This window comes from Cupriavidus sp. IDO, assembly GCF_000812465.1.
GTDB lineage: Bacteria > Pseudomonadota > Gammaproteobacteria > Burkholderiales > Burkholderiaceae > Cupriavidus.
Genome location: NZ_JWMA01000129.1, coordinates 13440 through 31565 on the forward strand (window position 1 = coordinate 13440; position 18126 = coordinate 31565).

Genomic DNA, 18126 nt, shown 5'->3' on the forward strand with positions numbered 1-18126 from the left:
CCAAGCACTTGCGCGACCAATGGCACTGTGGTGATGACCCCTACAGCGAGCAGCGTCCAGCCGATGGCGCGGCGTGGTTTCCGGATTCATTCGGTCGCTGACCACTTGCCATTCGCGCCCTCCGTCACGTCGACAGTTGATTGGATGCTTGGCCCCAAATAGCAGACGGTGGGGTCGCCGAGGCCGACTGACCGGGATGGGTCGGTCAGCCAACCTATGACCGGCGACTGACCTTCCACAGAAGAGACAATGAATACGCCGCCACGCTCAAAAGCGTGCCGCAACGGGAGTCGGCGCACATCGACGGAAGTCAGTTCGGAAGCGAACGGAAGCGACGGTGAGGCTGACGTAACGTAGGCTGCTCTGCCTACTGGGCCCTTGGGGAATCCTAATGCGTACGCCCCTCTCCTTCCTTCCAGCTTTCGCTGCGCTAATGATTGCCGGGTGTAACACAGCACCGATCCCACCAGGCAAGCCAGTTGATATCCCCACCGCCTTGCAGCAAGTTTCCGTCGGACTGTGCACATTCAAGAAGGACGCCGAGACAAGAAAGCAGGGGTCCTTTGACTCAGTCACTGTGGAGCTCGACCTGACCATCGATGGCGCAAAGAACCCACCGGTGGCTGTGGCACCCGACATTCAGTTCATGCCGACTGTCAGCTACGGACAGACCATTTCCGTAACTAAGGGAAGCAAGCTGATTCTGACGCTCAAGATGCCTGCGACATGCCCAAATAGTTAACAAATTCTGAGTCAGGACATTCTTCTCAACCCAGTAGGTCGGCTTAGACGCTCCCCCGAATTCCAATAGGGATAGGGATGCAATGAAATCAAGGCAGCAAGGTCCCGTCCCAAAATCTGGGGCTTCTAGCTTGTGCCGCTGCCGGGTCGGTCCAGCACCACTTCCCAACGGGAGCCAGTTAGACATAGCGCCCGGTCGCGCCAACATTTAACCGCGCCGGACAGGGCGCGCGGAAAGGGCTTGCGGCCCGCCTCGTTGACACTCAGGCGTCGCGCCACGCGATCGGGGAGAGCGGTGTCGAGTGCACTTTCCAGGAAAGCTGGCGCAGGTTGAGGCGGAGGGGGCATTGGTCCATGGCTGCCGCTTTTATCGATAAAACCGTTAAGCTATAACGATAGTACCCGTTTTACTGATTGATGGGCGATCAGTACTCTGCAGTCATTCCGAAGATTCCGATTTAGTGAGAGGAGCGACATGACTGCCACGACCATCTCCGCCCCGCGTGTATCGCCCCCGGCACCCAGCTGGCGTGCCCGCCTCGTCCCGCTGGTGCCGCTTGGCTTGATCGCCTGGCTTGCGCTGCTCCTTGCCGACCATCCCGCCATCTCGCGCTACGGCATCAGCGCCCTGACGCTGGCGATGTGTGCCGGCATGGTGGCGGCCAACACGCTGCCCCGCGAATGGATTGCGCCGCTCTCGCCCGGCATGCAGGTAGCCCGTCATCACCTGCTGCGCCTGGGTGTGGCGCTTTACGGCCTGCGCCTGACCTTCGGTTCGATCGCCGCGCTCGGCCTGGCCGGCATCGTTGCGCCGCTGCTGATGCTGGTGGCGACCCTGCTGGTGGGCACCTGGATCGGTTCGACGGTCTTCGGCCTGAGCCGCCGCGACGCCATCCTCGTCAGCACGGGCAGCGCGGTGTGCGGCGCGGCCGCCGCGATCGCGATGTCGCAGGTGGTGCGCACCGATGACAAGCAGACCGCCGTGGCGGTGGCGACGGTGGTGCTGTTTGGCACGGTCGGCATGCTGCTGTATCCGTATCTCTATGAGCTTGCCACGCAGCACTGGCACTGGGCCGTCAGCGAGCGCATGTTCGGTATCTATACCGGCTCTACCCTGCACGAAGTCGCTCAGGTGATCGCCGCCGGAAAGATGATCAGCGACCCCACGGCCGACGCTGCCGTCGTCTCGAAGATGGTCCGCGTGCTCGCCCTCGGCCCGCTGCTGCTGGTGATGGCCTTCTGGCCGGGTGCAAGCTGGAACGCACGCAAGGGCGAGGCTGCTGGAGGCACGATGCGCGGCATCCTGAAGTCGGTGCCCTGGTTCGCGGTGGGTTTCGTTGCGGTGATGGCGGTGAATTCGGGTGGCTTCGTGCCGCAGGGCTGGAAGCCGTCGCTGGTCGCGCTCGACAACTGGCTGCTGGCCTGCGCGATGCTGGCGATCGGTCTGCAGACTCGCATCGGTGAACTGCTGCGTGCTGGCCGCAAGCCGCTGGCGCTGGCAGGTGTGCTGTTCGTGTTCCTGATGGTGGGCGGCGCGGCGCTGTGCGCGGCGATGGCCTGAGCGCGGACGCAAACTCGTGGAGGGGCGGGGCCATATGGCTTCCGCCCTTTTTTGCTTGAATGCATGGAGGCTGTGGTGCGGCCGACGGGACTCGATCCCGTAAGCCTGGAAAGGCGGCAGATTTGAAGGCTACGCTGAACAAGCCGAGTGAATTGATGCGTTCAGACTGACAGGAAGGTGCTCGATCAGGAAAAATGGCTCTGATGACGAGGATTCTTCCTGCCGAATGCCCACAGGCCGGCCCGGACTTCGGAGTTCTGGCGAACTCTGCGCGCCTGTTGAGGCGGGGGCGCAAACGCCCGACGTTGTGGAAGCCTCTGGGCGTACAAGCCGTACCGCTGCGCGCGCTCAATGGCGATTCGCGCGACGCGCACGTTTAGCAGGTCCGTTAGCGCTTAAGCCAAACTGCCGCTCACGGGCGTGAATAAGAGGGTCGGCCAAGATTCGCCATTATTCTCTGCGCGCATAATGGCTTATCCCGGCCACCCCTCAAACAGGCAGGAGCCTGCAGATTTTCGAGATCATGTAGCCCACGCCGGCGATCTTGTGTTCGTGCTTGGGAGCAAAGGCATTCAGGTGTGCCGTGATGCAGCGGTCAATCGCCTTACAGGCACCGTCGTCTTCAAAGCCAGGTAGAAGCGAGACGGAAGCATTCGGCATTGGGTAGTCAAGAAGACGCGCCTGTGCCATTTGAGTGTAGAGATTGCCATTGCGGAAGTCCGCAGGGATGTCGTCCCACTTCGGCAGGTGTTTCACAGTGCTGCGCTCCAGCTCAGCGTCAGTGATGCTGTCCACGTTAGCTCGGGAGAGAGAGTAGGCCATCTTGGTTTCGTCCTTCCAGGAAAACATCGTATTGGAGTGGTTCTGCAGGGGTGCACGCCCACTCTGGAGCAGCGGTCATGGCCGTGCGGGACATTTCAGTGTTCCAGGCACTGAGTTGCCATGGGGGCATCTGCTCAGTGCAGGCTGTCCACAAAGCGCATCCCGGTTCTAACCGTGTTACACACCGCCAAAATCTCTATGGCAAGAGTAGCGGCTTTGGCGCCTGAGGCTATCCAGTGCGCGCCAACCACTTTGCAATTCGCGCCACACCGGGCATAGGGTGCCGCTGCCTCTAACTGCCGAGTTGCGCAAACTTCAGCGCGTGCGACCGGCTGAAACGGCCGATTCTGTGCTGTTCGCTCAGGACTCAGCTAAGGTGGTTGCCGGCCATGATGCGTCATTCTCCGACTACATGAACCGGACATCCGGACGTCTGCTTCGCGCAGCAATCGGCCCTTCGATCGAGGGTCTGAAAGAAGCCCGGAAGTGCCGCAGCCCCGCGTCTGGTCGAAGTCTCGGTGCGGCACAACGCGCCGGGCATGCGGGTAGCCAGGATGCTCATCTATTAGCAGGCCGATGGGGCCTGCAAGTTGCTCACCCTCGAGGCGCTGCGCCCAGCGTGTCGCGCTTGATCTTCTTAGCCAGCGACCATTTGTGGACTTCGGTCGGGCCATCGTAAATGCGGAATCCCCGAATCTCGCGGAAGATCTGTTCGACCACCGTGTCGCGCGACACCCCCATGCCGCCCAGGATCTGCACGCATCGATCCGCCACACGGAACAGTGCCTCGGAGACCGCTACCTTGGTCATCGAACTCTCTGCCGTACCGAGGAGGCCTTCATCGAGCACCCCGGCGCACCAGTCGATCATCAGCGCGGCCTGTTGCAGGTCGATCAGGTTCTCGGCCAGCATGAAGCCCACGCCTTCATGATCAATCAGCAGCTTGCCGAACGCCTTGCGTGTGGTGGCGTATGCGCGCGCGATCTCGTCGGCCCGCGCAGCGCCGCCGAACCAGCGCATGCAATGGGAGAGCCGCGCCGGCGACAGGCGAACCTGCGCATAGCGGAAGCCCTCGTTCACTTCGCCCAGCACGCTGGACTGCGGGACGCGCAGATTGTCGATTTGGACCAGTGCGTGCCCACCTGGCATGGAGCTGTCGATGGTATCGATCAGGCGTTCGATGCGGATCGCCGGGTTGGGCAATTCGACCAGGAACATCGTGGCCTGCACGTGGTCGGCATCCCCCGTGCGCGCCATGATAATGCCAACGCTTGCACCTTCTGCGCCGGTGATGAACTTCTTCCGACCGTGTATCACCCATTCGTCGCCCTCCCTGATTGCCGTGGTCTGGAGCATCGACGGGTCCGAGCCCGCGCCGCCCTCCTCCGCGGGCTCCGTCATGAAAAACGCCGACCGGGCCTGGCCGCTGACTACCGGCGCGAGGAACTGGTCCTTCTGCGCTGCCGTGGCCACCTCGCCCAGCAGGAACATGTTACCTTCGTCCGGCGCCATGGTATTGACGGCGACCGGGCCGAGCGGCGACAGGCCGGAACGCTTGAGCACGGCCGCGGTTTCTCGCTGAGACAGGTGAGAGCCGTCTGGCAGGATATGGGGCGTCATCACTCCGGCGGCACGGGCCTTTTCACGCAATTCGGCGACAAGCTCGTCCGATGGGCCATGATCGGCGCAGCGCGGGTCGCGCTCATAGGGCATCACGACGTCGCGCACGAAGCGCTCGACGCTGTCGGCGATGCGCTGGCTTCTTTCAGTGGGGCATTGGGTAAACATAGATGACTTCCTTACGGTGTATCGATCATATGACCGCAAACGAAGCGATCATGGTAGTTCTCATCTTGAGCGAAGGTGCGGCTACTCACGGTGCAGGCCAGCCTGCCTCACCACGATAGGCCATTTCCTCTGCTCTGCCTGTATCAGGTCGGCAAACGCTTGCTGCGTGCTTCCGGCCGGCTCGAAGCCATGGCTCGCCAGGCGCTTGCGAACTGCCGGGTTCCGCAGGGCCTTCTCGAATTCGTCGTTGAGCTTCGTCACGATGTTGCCCGGCGTTCCGGCCGGCGCGACCACGCCATACCATTCCACGGAATCGATGCCGGGCACCCCCGCTTCAGCCAGGGTCGGAATTTCCGGCAGCCCGGGTAGCCGGTGCTTGCCTACCACGGCGAGGGCCTTGAGCTGGCCCGACTTCAGCAATGGCTCCACTACCGGGAATCCCGGGAACATCATCGCGATGTGGCCACCGACCATGTCTGCCAGCGCCGGCGGCGCGCCCTTATACGGGACATGGACGATGTCGACCCCTGTCTGCTTCCTGAACGCCTCGCCGATCAGGTGAAGCTGCGTACCTGGCCCCGACGACGCATAAGTGATCCGGCCCGGCTGCGCCTTGGCCTTGCGCACAAGGTCCTGCACCGATCCGGCCACCGACGGGTTCACGACCAACACATAGTTCAGGGTCACGAGCGTGCTGATTGGGCTGAAGTCACGGGCCAGGTCGTACGGCAGCCTGTCCTCGAGACTGCGGTTGATGATCATCGGCGTGGTCGCGACCAACAACGTGTACCCGTCCGGAGCGGACTTCGCCGCCGCCTGAGCACCGATGTTTCCGGCGGCACCCGGCCTGTTCTCCACGATGACCGGCTGTCCCAGCTCGGCGGAGACGCGCTCCGTCACGACGCGGGTCGCGATGTCCACGCTGCCTCCTGCGGGCCAGGGCACGATCATGCGTATCGGGCGGCTCGGATACGCCCCTTCCGCCAGCGTGGTCGCCGCACACGCCGCCAGCACCACCGCGCCGATGACGCGGGCAATTCGTTGTTGTATCGATTTCAATTGTTTTCTCCGCTTCCGCATTTATCCGAGCCGCTTCCCCAGCGTCTCCGGCACCATGCGCAGCCCCAACAGCGAGACGAGGCCGCAGCAGATCAGGTACAGCGCCGGCGCATTCGGGCTGTTCGTCAGGTGGATCAGCAACGTCGAGAAGAGCTGGGCAAAGCCGCCAAATACCGCGATGGCAACGTAGTAAGTCACCGCCATGCCGGTGGCGCGCAGGCGCTGGGGCAGCACCTCGCTCACCAGCACCAGTGTCGCAGGCGAGGTCATCGCCATCGGGATCGCCAGCAGGCCGACCACGATGAGCAGGCAGGTCAGCGACGGGAAGGCGTTGATCACGATGAAGGCCGGGTAAGGCATGGCGAGCAGTGCCAGCCGCGTCCACCACACCATCTTCCGGCGCCCGACGCGGTCGCTCAGCAGGCCGGCGATGGGACCGAACACGACCATCACCGCAGCCGCGACGAAGCCCGCCCAGACCGCCTGGCCGCGCGGGATATTGAGCTGGAACGACGCGTAATTCGGCAGGTAGTAGGCGATCAGGTGCACCGCGGCGGCGAGGCCGATCATCAGCAGCACGCTGGCCGCCAGCTCGCGCCAGTGCTCGCGCATGGTCTGCCAGCTATTGGCCGGCTTCGCGCCTTTCTTGCGCTGCACCGGCTCCAGCGTTTCCTCGAGCCGGCGACGGATGATCTGGCCGATGGGGATCACCAGAATGCCGATCAGGAACGCGACACGCCAGCCCCACGATTCCAGCGCGTGGGGGCTGAGGAAGTCGCTGAGCGCGAGCGCCATCAGTGCCGCGAACACCGCCGCGATGCCTTGGCTGGCGGTCTGCCAGCTCGTGTAGAAGCCGCGCGAGCGTTCGTCGGCGTACTCCATCAGCATGGCCGTCGCCGAGCCCATCTCGCCACCGATGGCGAAGCCCTGCACCAGCCGCGCGGTGATCATCAGCACGGGTGCCATCACGCCGATCTGGGCATAGGTGGGCGTCACCACCAGGATCAGCGCGCTCAGCGCCATCAGCCACATCGACAGCAGCACCGCCGGCTTGCGCCCGGAGCGGTCGGCATAGCGGCCGATCACCAGCCCGCCCAGCGGGCGCATCAGGTAGCCGGCGCCGAACGTGCCGAACGACAGCAGCAACTGGCCAAGCGGATTGCCGACGGGGAAATACAGTGGAATGATCAGCGTGGCGAAGAAGTTGTAGACCCCCGAGTCATAGAGTTCGAGGGCTCCGCCGATCGTGATCGCCGAGATGGCCGAAGCCTTGGACATCGGCTTCTTGGCCGACTTGGCCTGCGCCTCGCCTGGCGACGGGGCACTGGCCGGGTTCGCCATGGCGGTAGGGTCGAGGGGCATTCTTGTCTCCTGGTGCAGCTTGCGTCTGGCGCAATGCCTGCCGTCTGTGAATCGTCTGTTGCTTCATGCGAGGCGGCCACGAAGAGCCGCCCCGCCGCTACCACTTATTCCGGCCGGAAGCCGGACTGCTTGATCGCCAGAGCCCACTTCTTCTGCTCCGACGCGATGAAATTCCCGAACTGCTCCCGGTTGCCGTTGCTGGCCGGCTCGTAGGTCATGCCGCGGCACCGGGTTGCCGCACGTCGCTCGCCGTGGTTTCACCGGCGCGCCAGCGCTGCACCAGCGTCTGCCACCGCGTGCGCACGGCGGCCAGGTTCTTCGCCTTGACGTGGCCGTATCCACGGATGTCCTGCGGCAATTTGGCGATCTCGACGGACAGGTCCAGGTTCTGCTTGCCCACCGTGCGGAGCAGTTCCTCGACGCACTGCCGGTATTCCCCGATGATGGCGCGCTCCTCGCGGCGCTCGGCGGTATAGCCGAAGGGATCGAAGGCCGTGCCGCGCAGGCCCTTCAGCCTCGCCAGCACCTGGAAGGCGCTCCGCATCCACGGCCCGTAGGCGCTCTTGACCGGCTCGCCATCGGCGCCCTTCTTCGCGAACAGGGGCGGCGCGAGATGGTGGACGATCTTCACGTCGCCTTCGAACATCTCGCTGATCTGCTTGCGGAAGGCCGCGTCCGAATGCAGGCGGGCCACTTCGTACTCGTCCTTGTAGGCCATCAGCTTGAACAGCGAGCGCGCTACCGCCTCCGTCAGACGGGTGCCGCCAAGCCGGCCCTCCATGACCGCCACCTTGCCGATGAAGTCCTCGTACTGAGCAGCATAGGCTGCGCTCTGGTAGGCCGTGAGGAACTCCACATGCTTGCGGCGCAGGTCTGCCAGCGACGGCTTGCGCACAAACTGGACGACAGTGGCGTCCTGGCTGCGCACCGGCACCTTGCTCATGTCGTGGGCGCACAAGCGGCCCCATTCGAAGGCGGCTTTGTTGCTCTCCACCTGCACGCCGTTCAGCTCGATGGCGCGCATCAGCGCATCGTGCGACAGCGGCACCCGGCCCTTCTGCCACGCGTAGCCCAGCATCAGCAGGTTCGCGTAGATGGACTGCCCGAGAAGCTGCGTGGCAACCCGCTCGGCGTCGAGGGTAGCCAGTGCGTCCGGTCCGATGGCCTTGCCGATCTTCGCCAGCGCCTGCTCGGTGTCCGGCTCCCAGTCCGGGTTGCTGACGAAGGCCGCGGTGGGCGTCAGGTGGCTGTTCAGCACGACGAAGGTGCGTTCCGGCGACATCGTCGCCACGCTCGACTTGCTGGCGCCGACCACCGTGTCGCAGGCGATCACCAGATCGGCCATCGCGACATCGACACGGCTCGCGTGCAGCGCCTCCGGTGTCGCGGCGATCTGGATGTGGCTCCACGTCGACCCGCCCATCTGCGCCATGCCGGTCGCGTCCTGTGTGATCACGCCCTTGCCTTCGAGGTGGGCGGCCATGCCCATGACCGCGCCGATGGTGACGACGCCCGTCCCGCCGATGCCGGCCACGAGGATGCGCTGCGGACGGTCCATGTCCGGCAGGCGCGGCGTCGGCAACGAGTCTGGCGCGGGCGGACGGGCCTTGCTGCCGGCATCCGGCTTGCGCAGCTTGCCGCCTTCCACGGTCACGAAGCTCGGGCAGAAGCCCTTCACGCAGGAGAAGTCCTTGTTGCAGGTGTCCTGGTTGACCTTGCGCTTGCGGCCGAACTCGGTTTCCACCGGCTGCACGGCCAGGCAGTTGCTCTGCACCGAGCAGTCGCCGCAGCCTTCGCACACCAGTTCGTTGATGACCACCCGCTTGTCCGGATCGGCCATGGTGCCGCGCTTGCGCTCGCGGCGTTTCTTCGTCGCGCAGGCCTGGTCGTAGATGATCACCGTCACACCAGCCGCTTCGCGCAGTTCGCGCTGCACGGTATCCAGCTCGTCGCGATGCCGCACGGTGACGCCGGCCGCCATGTTGTTGATTACCGCATACTTGGCGGGATCGTCCGTCACCACCACGATCTGCTTCGCCCCTTCGGCCGCCAGTTCGCGGGTCATCGCCGGCACGTCGAGCTCGCCGCCGTCCACCGGCTGCCCGCCGGTCATGGCGACGGCGCTGTTGAAGAGGATCTTGTAGGTCAGGTTGACACCCGCGTGGATCGACTGGCGCACCGCCAGCAGCCCGGAGTGGTTGTAGGTGCCGTCACCGAGGTTGGCAAACATGTGTGTGCGCTTGCTGAACGGCGCCTGGCCCATCCAGGGCACCCCTTCGCCGCCCATCTGGGTCCAGGAGGTGGTCGAGCGGTCCATCCACGTCACCATGCCGTGGCAGCCGATCCCCGCCATGGCGATGGAGCCGTCCGGCACCTTGGTGCTGGTGTTGTGCGGGCAACCCGGGCAGAACCATGGCAGGCGATCGCTCGCGCGGCTGTCGCCCTGCGCGGTGCCCCGCTCGCTGGCCTCGATTTCGCGCAGCCGCTGGTCCATGCGCGCCGACACATCGGCCGGCACGCCCAGTTGCGCCAGGCGCCGCGCGATGGCCTTGGCCACCAGCGCCGGCGACAGGTCCGCCTTGGCGCGCAGCAGCCAGTCCTCGCCCGGCTTGCGGTGGCTCCATTCGCCGCCGCCGCCTTCGATGTGGTCGTACTTGCCGAAGATCACCGGGCGGCGCGCGGCGTCCAGGTGATACAGCTCGTCCTTGAGCTGCTGCTCGACGATCGGACGCTTTTCCTCGACGACGAGGATCTCGCGCAAGCCGCGGGCGAAGTCACGCACGCTTTCCGGCTCCAGCGGCCACACCACGCTGACCTTGTGCACCCGGATGCCAAGCCGGCGGCACGCGGCATCGTCCAGCCCCAGGTCCAGCAGCGCCTGGCGGGTGTCGCTGTAGGCCTTGCCGCTGGCGATGATGCCGAGGCGGTCGTCCGGGCCCTCGACCACGTTGTGGTTGAGCCGGTTGGCGCGCACATAGGCCAGCGCGGCGGGCCACTTGTATTCCATCATGCGCGCTTCGGCGGCGAGCGGATCGTCCGGCCAGCGGATGTGCATGCCGCCTTGCGGTGCCGTGAAGTCCTCGGGCAGGAGGATCCGGACCCGGTCGGCATCGGTGGTCACCGACGCGCCGGATTCCACCACTTCCTGCACGGTCTTCATGCCGGCCCACAAGCCACTGAAGCGGCTCATGGCGAAGGCATGCTGGCCAAGGTCGAGGATGTCCTGCACATTGGCGGGAAAGAACACCGGCAGGCCGCAAGCCATCAGGGTGTGGTCGCTCTGGTGGGCGAGCGTGCTGCTCTTCGAGACGTGGTCATCCCCCGCGAGGGCGATCACGCCGCCCAGCGGCGCCGTGCCGGCCAGGTTGGCGTGCTTCAGGACATCGCCGCTGCGGTCGACCCCCGGGCCCTTGCCATACCAGATGCCGAACACGCCATCGTACTTCTTGCTGGCCGCATCGAATTCCAGTTGCTGCGAGCCCCACACCGCAGTGGCACCCAGTTCCTCGTTGACGCCGGGCTGGAAGACGATATGGTTGTCGGCCAGGTGCTTCTTGGCCTGCCAGAGCGTCTGGTCATAGGTGCCGAGCGGCGAGCCACGATATCCGGAGATGAAGCCTCCAGTGTTGTGGCCGGCGCTGGCGTCGCGCTGGCGCTGCAACAGGGGGAGCCGGACCAGCGCCTGCACGCCGGTCATGAAGGCACGCCCGGACTGCAGCACGTACTTGTCGTCGATGGACACGGCGTTCATGGCCTGGCGGGCCAGTTCGGTGGGGAGAGGGGCGTTCATGGGTCGAGTCCTGCTAGTTATATTGGTGTACGGGTGGCCGGCATCCGCCGGATGGCCCGGATATCAATTCCGCTGTCGAATTCGGGGGGTCAGTCGGGGAACGGGAGGCCTAAGCGCTGCCCGAGCGCACGTAACTCTCCGGCAATGGCGCCAGGCAGCGTGATGCCGTCCTCGTGGCCCGCGCGCTCCAGCACGTCGCCGCGCTGGCCGGGCAGGCGGGCCTCGTCGCCGCCTGCGTCGAGATAGGTATCCGTCCACCGTTTCATGTATTCCGCGAAGAGGTCATCCCCGGAGAATGCGGCCGGCCTGACCAGCCAAACGAATCCGCCCTGCTTGCCGGCCGCGCCGCCGCTCTTGATCTGGTCGCGCGCCGGATCCAGCGACTCCGCCGTGGCGGCCATGGCACCGGCCAGGCACTCCACCATCATGGCGATGCCGATGCCCTTGTGGCCGCCCATCGGCAGCAGCGATCCGTCCAGGGCCCGCCCGGCGTCGGTGGTCGGTACGCCGTCCGCGTCGAGTGCCCAGCCGGAAGGAATCGGCCGGCCTTCGCGCGCCGCCAGCAGGATGTGGCCACGGGCCGCGACGCTGCAGGCGACGTCGAAGACGATGGGCGCGCCGCCGGGCACGGGGCAGCCGAAGGCGATGGGGTTGTGACCGATTGCCGCCCGGGAGAAACCCTCCATGGCAAGCAGCGGCGGCGTGCGCTGGCCAGCCATGCAGAAGGCACCGGCCTCGGCCGCGAGCAGCGCATGGATGCCCAGGGCACCCAGATGGCCGCAGTCCTGCACCGCCACCAGCACGGAGGCACTCGTCTCCAGCGCCTGCAGGCCGAGCCGCACCGCATGGGGACCGGCGACCTGCCCCATCGCCCCGTCGGCATTCAGCACCACGCCGCCCGGGAAGACCCGATGGGTCATCGCCGGCCGCGGGTTGAAGTCGCCCGCGGCCAGCCGGTCGGCATACGACGCCACGCGGGTCAGGCCATGGGTCTTGTAGCCGCGCAGCTCACTGCGCACCAGGACGTCGGCGGCTTGCGCCGCATGGGCGGCCGGCACGTCGCTCGCTTCGAATACCGCGGCGATCCACTGTTCGAGCGTCGCGGGGCTGTATCGGGTCGTCATGACAATTTCTCCCGCACGGTCGTCAGCCGTTCCGCAAAGGGAGCGGCATAGATAGCCTGGTAGTAGAGCGGTTGATCACGCAACGTGAAACCGCGCAATTCCATGATCAAGGCCGGCGCCTCCGGCGCGAGCCCGAGTTCAGGGGCCACCGCGGCCGGCGGCGCGCCAAAGCGCAACCACTGGTCCGCGCGCAGCGTCGGCAGCGACAGCCGCTGGCCGATCAGCTCGCGCAGGTTTTTCTCCAGCGCCTCCCGGTCCAGCCCGCCCAGTTGCGCGAAATCCTCTTCGCGCAGCCAGAACTCGCTGTAGAGATCGAAGCGGCCGCCCACGCTGATGACGCGCTCGATGCGCACGTAGCCTTCGCCGCCCAGGAACTCCGACCACTGGCCCTTGCGATTGACGCGCTTGACCGAGCGAGCATGTACGTACAGCGGCAGTTCGTTCGCCTCCTCATCGCGAAAGCGCAGGTAACGCACATCGGCCGGCGCCACCCGCGCGCCGGTGACAAAGGTGCCCCGCCCTTTCTCGCGCGTGATCAGGCCGGAGTGCGTCAGCCGCATGAGTGCCTTCTGGATGGTGCCCACGCTCACGCCGTGTAGGGTGGCAAGGTCCCCCTCCGAAGGCAGGCGGTCTCCCTCGCGCAGCGCCCCGGATTCGATGGACCGGATGATGGCGTCGGAGACAGTGGAGAGTTTTGTCATGGTGCTCACAGGCTCAAGGCAAAGCGACTGATCGCAGTCTCCCGGATGTCGAACACCTCGCTCGTCACCCGCGTGCCCGAGGCGACGTCCACCGCATAGGCGAACAGCCGTTCGCCCTGGTCGGAAATCTTCTCACCCCGCTGCAGGATCCCGCTCACGTCGAAATCGATGTTATCGGCCATGGTGTCGAGCGTATTGACGTTGCCGCACACCTTGACCGTCGGTGCCACCATGCTGCCGATCGGGTTGCCCACTCCCGTGCCGAAGAAGGTGAGCTGACAGCCGCCGGCCGCAAGCGCTGTCAGGTTTTCGACGGCCGCCGCCGGCGCGTCCATGAAATGCAGCCCCTTGCGGGTTGGCGCCTCGCCGTAGCGCAACACGCCCACCAGCGGGCTGGTGCCGGCCTTGGCCATGGCGCCGAGGGCCTTCTCCTCGACCGTGGTCAGGCCGCCGCGCTTGTTATCCGGCGACGGCTGGTCTTCCCGCATGTCCACGCCGCGCGAGATGGCCAGGTTCTCCATGTTCCGGACCGCCGTGACGAAGTCTTCGCGCACCTTGCCATCCACGGCCCGTTCGGCGAAGAGGTGGTCGGCGCCGATGAATTCCGACGTCTCCGAAATGATCACCGTCCCGCCCTCGGCGATCACCATGTCCGCCATGCGGCCAATGACCGGGTTGCAACTCAGGCCGGACGTCGTATCCGACCCGCCACACTCCACGCCCAGCACCAGCGACGAGACCGGGCACGGTACGCGGCGGATACGCGACGCGGCGAGCGCCAGCCGGGCCGCCTTGCGCGTGCCGTCGGCAATGCATTGCACCGTGCCGTCCGGTTGCAGGTGGACAGACTCCACCGGCTTGCCGGACAGGCGGATGCGGCGCGCCACTTCGGCGGTCGACTGCTCCTCCAGGCCCACCAGCAGGACCGACGCGATATTGGGATTGCGCCCCAGCCCGGCGAGCGACTCGAAGGCGAAATCGAGGTCCGCGCCGAACTGGCCGCGCACGAACAGGGTGGTGACGGGGATGCAGCCGCCGACCGTGCGGGCGATCGTGCGCGTCACGGGATTGCAGTTGTCCATCACGGACACCACGGCGACCCAGTTACGCACGCCGATTGTGCCGTTCTCGCGTGGGTACCCCAGGAAAGTCGTTGCCATCTGATTACCTCTCTTCCAGGTCGCCGCGGGCGCGGGCGGATTCAATGTTGTGGACATGCATATGCTCGCCAGCCAGCACGGGCTGGCTCGCCCGGCCGATGAGCTGGCCGTACTTCAGGACAGGAGCGCCGCGCTCCGTGTCGGCAATACACACCTTGTGACCGAACGGCACGTCCTGGAGCAAGACCAACTGCCCCGACGCTTCGCCCTGCAATCTGCACGCGTCTCCTGCATAGCCCGCGTCCAGCAACGTTGCCACGTTGTCGGACTGGTTCAGTACGATGGCTCTCGGCATCTCCTCAACTCCTATATAGATGTTGAATGCCAATGTAGGGAACGCCTGCCACCTATGTCAAGAAATTAAAGCCGTAGTCAGAGAAAACCACTACCTCCCTCAGGCAAACTCCTATATAGAAGTTGTTGACATCGACGTCGGTCATGACTATCGTCATCACAACGGCACCATGACGGCGCGCGAAGAGTAAGGGAGCCAGGGATGAATGTGATGTCCCATACGGAGAAGCTCGAAAAGCTGATGGTGTTGCGCCAGCGGCTCGATCCTCTGCAGGACTTTGAACTTTGGTTCTGGGCCGGCATGACCGCTGGCACGCATGCCGTCAACGCAGCCCTTCACCAGGCGCAGATCACGGCCGACGACGATGTGTTCCCGACGCAACCCGGTGTCTATCTCGCTCCACAGGGGGACGGCAGCCTGCAGCTTGGGCGGCAACCACCCCGGCGGCGAAGATGCCGCCGAACGGGCGCTGCAATGGCTGGCGCAGATCCGGGCGGACGCCCTGTCAGACGCGTGAGCCAACCCAATTCATTCCACCGATCAAGGAGAACAACGTGAAGGCAGTTCGAGTGATTCCGGGCCCCGAGGGCGGCCAGGTTGCCATCGAGGACATTGCGCCGCCCGTGGCAGGGCCGAATCAGGTACTGGTGCGCGTGCGGGCCGCCGGCCTGAACCGCGGAGAGATCAACCAGGCGAAGGAGCTGCGTACCGGAAATACCATCACCACCGGCGTCGAGTTCGCAGGCGAAGTCGCCGCCGTTGGCGAAGGCGTGGCCGGCTGGCGCAAGGGTGACCGGGTGATGGGGCACGGGCGCGGCTGCCAGGCCGAGTTCGTGGTGGCCGACCCCATGGCGCTGATTCCAGTGCCGGACGGGATGTCCTGGACCGATGCTGCCGCCTTCCCCAACGTCTTTATCACGGCCCATGACGCGCTGGTGGTCAACGGCCGGCTCAAAGCCGGCGAGTCGGTCCTGGTGAACGGCGCCTCCGGCGGCGTGGCCATGGCGGCCATCCAGATTGCCTCGCTGATGGGCGCCAAGCCCGTGTTCGCCTCGTCGCGCTCGGCGGCCAAGCTGGACAAGATCAGCCAGTGCGGCGTCGACGTGGCCATCGATTCCTCGCGCCAGGATCAGGTCGAGGTGATCATGCAGGCCACGGAGAACCGTGGCGTCGACATCATCATCGACACGGTCGGTGGCCCGGTGTTCGAGGCGAACATGAAGAGCCTCGCGGTGCAGGGCCGGCTGGTCAACATTGCCCGGCTCGGCTCGGCGACCGCGCAGATCGACCTGAGCACGCTGTGGCTCAAGCGCCTGCACCTGATCGGCGTCACCTTCCGCACGCGCACCGAGCAGGAGCGGCTCGACTGCATCCAGGCGTGCGCCCGTGACATGCTGCCGCTGCTGCGGGCCGGCCGCGTGCGCCTGCCGATCGACCGCACCTTTGCCATGACCGACATTCACGCCGCCCATGCCTACATGAAGCAGGACCAGCACGTCGGCAAGATCGTATTGCTGGTTGACTGAGACCTGACAACGAAGAGGAGACCTTGATGACTATTCAGATTAAACCGCTGACCGGATCGGTCGGCGCTGCCGTGACGGGTGTCACCCTGAACGAACCCATCAGCGACGAAGCATTTGCCGTCCTGCACCAGGCCTTCCTGGACCATGGCGTGCTCATTTTCCGCGGCCAGAACCTCCAACCGGCCGCACAGGTCGCCTTCGCCCGCCGCTGGGGCACGCCGGTGCAGGGCAACCCCTTCCTGAAGGGCCTGAACGAGTTCCCCGAACTGTTCCAGGTCACGAAGATTCCCAAGGAAACGGCCTCGACCGAAGCATGGCATTCGGATTCGATCTATACCGAGGTGCCCCCCAAGATCTCGATCCTGTCGGCTGTCGTGATTCCGATCGGCGGCGACACGATGTGGTGCAACCAGTACCTGTCGTACGAGCGACTGTCGCCCGCGATGCAGCGCATGATCGAAGGCTTGCGCGCCCGCTTCACCGGCGCCCGGCTGGCGAAGATGATGGGATCCGAAAAGGCGTCAGTCGCCGTCCACCCGATCGTGCGCACCCATCCGGAGACGGGCCGCAAGGCGCTCTATGTCGGCCACCCCGACACCGCCCAGTGCATCGAGGGCATGACCGAGGCGGAAAGCCGTCCGCTGCTCGACTTCCTGTACGAGCACTCGACCAGCCCCGACAACGTCTACCGTCACATGTGGCAGGAAGGCGATGTGGTGATGTGGGACAACCGCTGCACCATGCACTACGCCGTCCACGACTATGGCAACGCCGAGCGCGTGCTGAACCGCGTCACGCTCGAAGGGGAAGTGCCCCGCTGAGCCGGGTGCGCCATGACACCGCATGCCAGGCACGGTCCCGGCATGCGCACACCTGATCCCGGGCGCCCACAGCGGGGCCGGTCGGGACAATCGGAGACAGCACAATGCAGATTGGGATCCCGACTGAGATCCGGCCGGGAGAGGCGCGTGTCGCCGCCACACCGGAAACCGTCAAGAAATACATCGCACAGGGCCACCAGGTAATCGTCCAGGCCGGCGCCGGCGTGCGCGCCAGCCAGCCCGACAGCGCCTACGAGGCCGTGGGCGCCCGCATTGGCACCGCCGCCGAAGCGCTGGGCGCCGACATGGTGCTCAAGGTGCGCGCGCCGGAAGTGGCCGAGCTGGCGCACATCAAGCGCGGCGCCGTGCTGGTGGGCATGCTCAATCCTTATGACGGGGAGAACACCGCACGCGTCACTGCCGCCGGCATCACCGCCTTCGCGCTGGAGGCCGCGCCGCGCACCACGCGCGCCCAGAGCATGGACGTGCTGTCGTCGCAGGCCAACATCGCCGGCTACAAGGCCGTGCTGGTTGCCGCGCACCACTACCAGCGCTTCATGCCGATGCTGATGACCGCCGCCGGCACGGTGAAGGCCGCCCGCGTACTGATCCTCGGCGCCGGTGTGGCGGGCCTGCAGGCGATTGCCACGGCCAAGCGCCTGGGTGCAGTGATCGAGGCGTCAGACGTGCGTCCCGCTGTCAAGGAGCAGATCGAATCGCTCGGCGGCAAGTTCCTCGACGTGCCGTTCCTCACCGACGAAGAACGCGAGATCGCGCAGGGCGTGGGCGGCTATGCCCGCCCGATGCCGCCCGACTGGATGAAGCGGCAGGCAGAACTGGTCCACCAGCGCGCGATCCAGGCCGACATCGTCATCACCACCGCGCTGATTCCGGGCCGCAAGGCGCCGGTGCTGCTGCCCGAAGCAACCGTGCAGCAGATGAAGCCGGGCTCGGTGGTGGTCGACCTGGCTGCCGCGCAGGGCGGCAACTGCCCGCTGACCGTGCCCGACGAAGTCGTGCAGCGCCACGGCGTCACGCTGGTCGGCCACACCAACCTTGCCAGCATGGTGGCCGCCGACGCCTCGGCGCTCTATGCGCGCAACGTGCTCGACTTCCTCAAGCTCATCATCAACCAGGAAGGCAAGGTCGCCATCGACCTGCAGGACGACATTGTCGGGGCCTGCCACATCACCGGCCGCCGCGAAGGCGCGCTGGCCAGTTAAGGAGACGCTGATGGAACTCATCAACCACACGGTGATCAACCTGATCATCTTCGTGCTGGCGATCTACGTGGGCTACCACGTGGTCTGGACCGTGACGCCGGCCCTGCACACCCCGCTGATGGCGGTGACCAATGCCATCTCGGCCATCATCAT

General features: G+C 65.5%; 16 protein-coding genes and 1 pseudogene. 7 read left to right on the forward strand and 10 right to left on the reverse strand.

Annotated elements, in window-relative coordinates; genetic code table 11:
- Nucleotides 1-391 precede the first annotated feature (391 nt).
- Entirely contained in the window at nt 392-742 is a 351-nt protein-coding gene (locus tag RM96_RS28230; RefSeq protein ID WP_039015036.1) for a hypothetical protein, read from the forward strand.
- Between the two features lie 218 nt (nt 743-960).
- Here RM96_RS28230 and RM96_RS40990 read toward each other — a convergent pair.
- Nucleotides 961-1062 (reverse strand): annotated as a pseudogene (locus RM96_RS40990) (LysR family transcriptional regulator); the annotation flags it as partial.
- A 154-nt stretch (nt 1063-1216) separates the two neighbouring features.
- Here RM96_RS40990 and RM96_RS28235 point away from each other — a divergent pair.
- Nucleotides 1217-2302, forward strand: a complete 1086-nt coding sequence (locus tag RM96_RS28235; RefSeq protein ID WP_039015037.1) for a YeiH family protein — start codon at nt 1217-1219, stop codon at nt 2300-2302.
- A gap of 489 nt (nt 2303-2791) precedes the next feature.
- Here the strand turns inward: RM96_RS28235 and RM96_RS28240 are convergent, their stop codons facing one another.
- The 9 genes from RM96_RS28240 to RM96_RS28280 form a co-directional block, all read right to left on the reverse strand.
- Nucleotides 2792-3124, reverse strand: a complete 333-nt coding sequence (locus RM96_RS28240) for a hypothetical protein (RefSeq protein ID WP_039015051.1) — start codon at nt 3122-3124, stop codon at nt 2792-2794.
- A gap of 594 nt (nt 3125-3718) precedes the next feature.
- A complete protein-coding gene (locus RM96_RS28245; protein WP_039015038.1) occupies nt 3719-4912 on the reverse strand; it encodes an acyl-CoA dehydrogenase family protein in 1194 nt (397 codons plus the stop codon).
- Between the two features lie 81 nt (nt 4913-4993).
- Nucleotides 4994-5971, reverse strand: coding sequence for a Bug family tripartite tricarboxylate transporter substrate binding protein (locus tag RM96_RS28250; protein ID WP_039015039.1), 978 nt, complete (start codon nt 5969-5971; stop codon nt 4994-4996).
- A gap of 21 nt (nt 5972-5992) precedes the next feature.
- Complete coding sequence (locus tag RM96_RS28255) at nt 5993-7333, reverse strand: MFS transporter (RefSeq protein ID WP_082016747.1); 1341 nt, start codon at nt 7331-7333, stop codon at nt 5993-5995.
- Between the two features lie 214 nt (nt 7334-7547).
- Nucleotides 7548-11123, reverse strand: a complete 3576-nt coding sequence (locus RM96_RS28260; RefSeq protein WP_052279801.1) for an indolepyruvate ferredoxin oxidoreductase family protein — start codon at nt 11121-11123, stop codon at nt 7548-7550.
- An 89-nt stretch (nt 11124-11212) separates the two neighbouring features.
- The gene (locus RM96_RS28265; protein ID WP_039015040.1) at nt 11213-12247 is read right to left on the reverse strand and encodes an Ldh family oxidoreductase; all 1035 of its coding nucleotides are present in this window, start codon (nt 12245-12247) and stop codon (nt 11213-11215) included.
- Nucleotides 12244-12948: a GntR family transcriptional regulator gene (locus RM96_RS28270; protein ID WP_039015054.1), complete on the reverse strand. Its 705-nt coding sequence runs from the start codon at nt 12946-12948 to the stop codon at nt 12244-12246. Before RM96_RS28270 ends, RM96_RS28265 begins: the two co-directional genes overlap by 4 nt.
- 5 nt (nt 12949-12953) lie before the next feature.
- Nucleotides 12954-14108, reverse strand: coding sequence for a UxaA family hydrolase (locus tag RM96_RS28275; protein WP_039015041.1), 1155 nt, complete (start codon nt 14106-14108; stop codon nt 12954-12956).
- A gap of 4 nt (nt 14109-14112) precedes the next feature.
- Entirely contained in the window at nt 14113-14403 is a 291-nt protein-coding gene (locus RM96_RS28280) for a UxaA family hydrolase (RefSeq protein WP_039015042.1), read from the reverse strand.
- Between the two features lie 201 nt (nt 14404-14604).
- On the opposite strand from RM96_RS28280, the gene RM96_RS40320 reads away from it, so the two are divergent.
- From RM96_RS40320 to RM96_RS28305, 5 genes are all read left to right on the forward strand, one after another.
- Entirely contained in the window at nt 14605-14961 is a 357-nt protein-coding gene (locus tag RM96_RS40320) for a hypothetical protein (RefSeq protein WP_238587450.1), read from the forward strand.
- Complete coding sequence (locus RM96_RS28290) at nt 14958-15929, forward strand: zinc-binding dehydrogenase (RefSeq protein ID WP_039015044.1); 972 nt, start codon at nt 14958-14960, stop codon at nt 15927-15929. The genes RM96_RS40320 and RM96_RS28290 overlap by 4 nt, the downstream gene beginning before the upstream one ends.
- Before the next feature lie 26 nt (nt 15930-15955).
- Nucleotides 15956-16750: a TauD/TfdA dioxygenase family protein gene (locus RM96_RS28295; RefSeq protein ID WP_039015045.1), complete on the forward strand. Its 795-nt coding sequence runs from the start codon at nt 15956-15958 to the stop codon at nt 16748-16750.
- A 104-nt stretch (nt 16751-16854) separates the two neighbouring features.
- Nucleotides 16855-17973 (forward strand): Re/Si-specific NAD(P)(+) transhydrogenase subunit alpha, encoded by a 1119-nt coding sequence (locus tag RM96_RS28300; protein WP_039015046.1) that lies wholly within the window; start codon nt 16855-16857, stop codon nt 17971-17973.
- Between the two features lie 10 nt (nt 17974-17983).
- Nucleotides 17984-18126 (forward strand): proton-translocating transhydrogenase family protein (locus RM96_RS28305; protein WP_039015047.1); only part of this gene is annotated, 143 nt, incomplete at its 3' end.

What these genes read in the sequence shown, in the direction of transcription:
- RM96_RS28265 (WP_039015040.1), bottom strand. Translation starts at nt 12,247, where the DNA reads ATGACGACCCGATACAGCCCCGCGACGCTCGAACAGTGGATCGCCGCG.
- RM96_RS28300 (WP_039015046.1), top strand. Translation starts at nt 16,855, where the DNA reads ATGCAGATTGGGATCCCGACTGAGATCCGGCCGGGAGAGGCGCGTGTC.
- RM96_RS28230 (WP_039015036.1), top strand. Translation starts at nt 392, where the DNA reads ATGCGTACGCCCCTCTCCTTCCTTCCAGCTTTCGCTGCGCTAATGATT.
- RM96_RS28240 (WP_039015051.1), bottom strand. Translation starts at nt 3,124, where the DNA reads ATGGCCTACTCTCTCTCCCGAGCTAACGTGGACAGCATCACTGACGCT.
- RM96_RS28280 (WP_039015042.1), bottom strand. Translation starts at nt 14,403, where the DNA reads ATGCCGAGAGCCATCGTACTGAACCAGTCCGACAACGTGGCAACGTTG.
- RM96_RS28295 (WP_039015045.1), top strand. Translation starts at nt 15,956, where the DNA reads ATGACTATTCAGATTAAACCGCTGACCGGATCGGTCGGCGCTGCCGTG.
- RM96_RS28255 (WP_082016747.1), bottom strand. Translation starts at nt 7,333, where the DNA reads ATGCCCCTCGACCCTACCGCCATGGCGAACCCGGCCAGTGCCCCGTCG.
- RM96_RS28260 (WP_052279801.1), bottom strand. Translation starts at nt 11,123, where the DNA reads ATGAACGCCCCTCTCCCCACCGAACTGGCCCGCCAGGCCATGAACGCC.
- RM96_RS28270 (WP_039015054.1), bottom strand. Translation starts at nt 12,948, where the DNA reads ATGACAAAACTCTCCACTGTCTCCGACGCCATCATCCGGTCCATCGAA.
- RM96_RS28235 (WP_039015037.1), top strand. Translation starts at nt 1,217, where the DNA reads ATGACTGCCACGACCATCTCCGCCCCGCGTGTATCGCCCCCGGCACCC.
- RM96_RS40320 (WP_238587450.1), top strand. Translation starts at nt 14,605, where the DNA reads ATGAATGTGATGTCCCATACGGAGAAGCTCGAAAAGCTGATGGTGTTG.
- RM96_RS28275 (WP_039015041.1), bottom strand. Translation starts at nt 14,108, where the DNA reads ATGGCAACGACTTTCCTGGGGTACCCACGCGAGAACGGCACAATCGGC.
- RM96_RS28245 (WP_039015038.1), bottom strand. Translation starts at nt 4,912, where the DNA reads ATGTTTACCCAATGCCCCACTGAAAGAAGCCAGCGCATCGCCGACAGC.